At 51.1% G+C, this 2,691-nt stretch carries 2 tRNA genes and 1 rRNA gene; all 3 read left to right on the plus strand.

Annotated features, from left to right (window positions below):
- The first annotated feature begins 462 nt into the window (after positions 1–462).
- Positions 463–2,000: ribosomal RNA gene (locus tag IQ260_RS29640) — 16S ribosomal RNA — on the plus strand.
- A 181-nt stretch (positions 2,001–2,181) separates the two neighbouring features.
- Positions 2,182–2,258: transfer RNA gene (locus IQ260_RS29645), tRNA-Ile, on the plus strand.
- Between the two features lie 113 nt (positions 2,259–2,371).
- Positions 2,372–2,447: transfer RNA gene (locus IQ260_RS29650), tRNA-Ala, on the plus strand.
- Positions 2,448–2,691: the final 244 nt, after the last annotated feature.

Raw genomic sequence — 2,691 nt, forward strand, 5'->3', positions numbered from 1 at the left:
CCCTTATAATGCGCACCACTTCCATCGACATCGGAACGACAAACGCCTTGATATTCAATGAGTTAAGTAGTTAAGGTGGTTCTGGAGGGGCTACGCTCGAATGATCGCAAGCGGTTGAAATGGTGGTTGACAGCGCTTCTTGGTGCTGTATGATTCGCCTCCCGCTACGAGAGATCGCAGCGAGCCAAGTGTTTGAAGCTAAACGAGTTTCTCGCAAAAAACTTCAAAATAAACGCTTGACAGGCTCTGAGGAAAGCGTAGAATGCGCGCCTCGGTTGAGACGAAAAGCTCTTAACCAAACGCTCTTTAACAAATTGAATCAAGCAATTCGTGTGGGTGCTTGTGAGTACGGACTGATAGTCAAAAAGATTATCAGCATCACAAGTGGCCATGCGAGAAATCACATAGTCATTTGAGATTGCTGAGCCAAGTTTAGGGTTTCTTAAAAACCCAAGCAGTATTGAACTGAAGAGTTTGATCATGGCTCAGATTGAACGCTGGCGGCAGGCCTAACACATGCAAGTCGAGCGGATGACGGGAGCTTGCTCCTTGATTCAGCGGCGGACGGGTGAGTAATGCCTAGGAATCTGCCTGGTAGTGGGGGACAACGTTTCGAAAGGAACGCTAATACCGCATACGTCCTACGGGAGAAAGCAGGGGACCTTCGGGCCTTGCGCTATCAGATGAGCCTAGGTCGGATTAGCTAGTTGGTGGGGTAATGGCTCACCAAGGCGACGATCCGTAACTGGTCTGAGAGGATGATCAGTCACACTGGAACTGAGACACGGTCCAGACTCCTACGGGAGGCAGCAGTGGGGAATATTGGACAATGGGCGAAAGCCTGATCCAGCCATGCCGCGTGTGTGAAGAAGGTCTTCGGATTGTAAAGCACTTTAAGTTGGGAGGAAGGGCAGTAAGTTAATACCTTGCTGTTTTGACGTTACCGACAGAATAAGCACCGGCTAACTCTGTGCCAGCAGCCGCGGTAATACAGAGGGTGCAAGCGTTAATCGGAATTACTGGGCGTAAAGCGCGCGTAGGTGGTTTGTTAAGTTGGATGTGAAAGCCCCGGGCTCAACCTGGGAACTGCATCCAAAACTGGCAAGCTAGAGTACGGTAGAGGGTGGTGGAATTTCCTGTGTAGCGGTGAAATGCGTAGATATAGGAAGGAACACCAGTGGCGAAGGCGACCACCTGGACTGATACTGACACTGAGGTGCGAAAGCGTGGGGAGCAAACAGGATTAGATACCCTGGTAGTCCACGCCGTAAACGATGTCAACTAGCCGTTGGAATCCTTGAGATTTTAGTGGCGCAGCTAACGCATTAAGTTGACCGCCTGGGGAGTACGGCCGCAAGGTTAAAACTCAAATGAATTGACGGGGGCCCGCACAAGCGGTGGAGCATGTGGTTTAATTCGAAGCAACGCGAAGAACCTTACCAGGCCTTGACATGCAGAGAACTTTCCAGAGATGGATTGGTGCCTTCGGGAACTCTGACACAGGTGCTGCATGGCTGTCGTCAGCTCGTGTCGTGAGATGTTGGGTTAAGTCCCGTAACGAGCGCAACCCTTGTCCTTAGTTACCAGCACGTTATGGTGGGCACTCTAAGGAGACTGCCGGTGACAAACCGGAGGAAGGTGGGGATGACGTCAAGTCCTCATGGCCCTTACGGCCTGGGCTACACACGTGCTACAATGGTGGTGACAGAGGGCAGCGACTTCGCGAGGAGGAGCTAATCCCTAAAAGCCATCTCAGTTCGGATTGTTCTCTGCAACTCGAGAGCATGAAGTTGGAATCGCTAGTAATCGTGGATCAGCATGCCACGGTGAATACGTTCCCGGGCCTTGTACACACCGCCCGTCACACCATGGGAGTTGGGTTTACCCGAAGGTGGTGCGCTAACCAGCAATGGAGGCAGCCAACCACGGTAGGCTCAGCGACTGGGGTGAAGTCGTAACAAGGTAGCCGTAGGGGAACCTGCGGCTGGATCACCTCCTTTCTAAGGAATGATCTTGACCAGACAGCTTGGCCTTCGGGCTAAGTGACAATCTTCAAGATCGCTTAGAACATTAGCTAGGTATCAGTTCGCTGATACACTGGCATTACGCGGAACATTGCCGCCTTCGTTTCTCTTTCTTGCCGAAGTTGCTGACACACCGGTGTCAGCATTTTTGGGGTTCGGGCTTGTAGCTCAGTTGGTTAGAGCGCACCCCTGATAAGGGTGAGGTCGGTAGTTCGAATCTACCCAGGCCCACCACAGTCTCTCTGTTCAGGCAGAAAGATGTATCAAGGACGGCGTGAGAGCGCCTCGCAAGTTGCTTCGCAACTCACTGTGCGCTCGACGTCGATTTTGCTTGGCAAAATCAACTAGGGGCCATAGCTCAGCTGGGAGAGCGCCTGCCTTGCACGCAGGAGGTCAGCGGTTCGATCCCGCTTGGCTCCACCACTTTCGCAGTAAGCAGTTACTTGTCAGAACTTAGAAATGAACATTCGTTGATGAATGTTGATTTCTGACTTTTGTCAGATCGTTCTTTAAAAATTCGGATATGTGATAGAAATAGACTGATGGCCAGTTTCACTGCTGGTTAATCAGGCTAAGGTAAAATTTGTGAGTTCTGCTCGAAAGAGCGACGTGCGAATTTTCGGCGAATGTCGTCTTCACAGTATAACCAGATTGCTTGGGGTTATAT

The organism is Leptolyngbya cf. ectocarpi LEGE 11479 (assembly GCF_015207065.1).
In the GTDB taxonomy this organism is placed as follows: Bacteria; Cyanobacteriota; Cyanobacteriia; order Phormidesmidales; family Phormidesmidaceae; genus Leptothoe; species Leptothoe ectocarpi.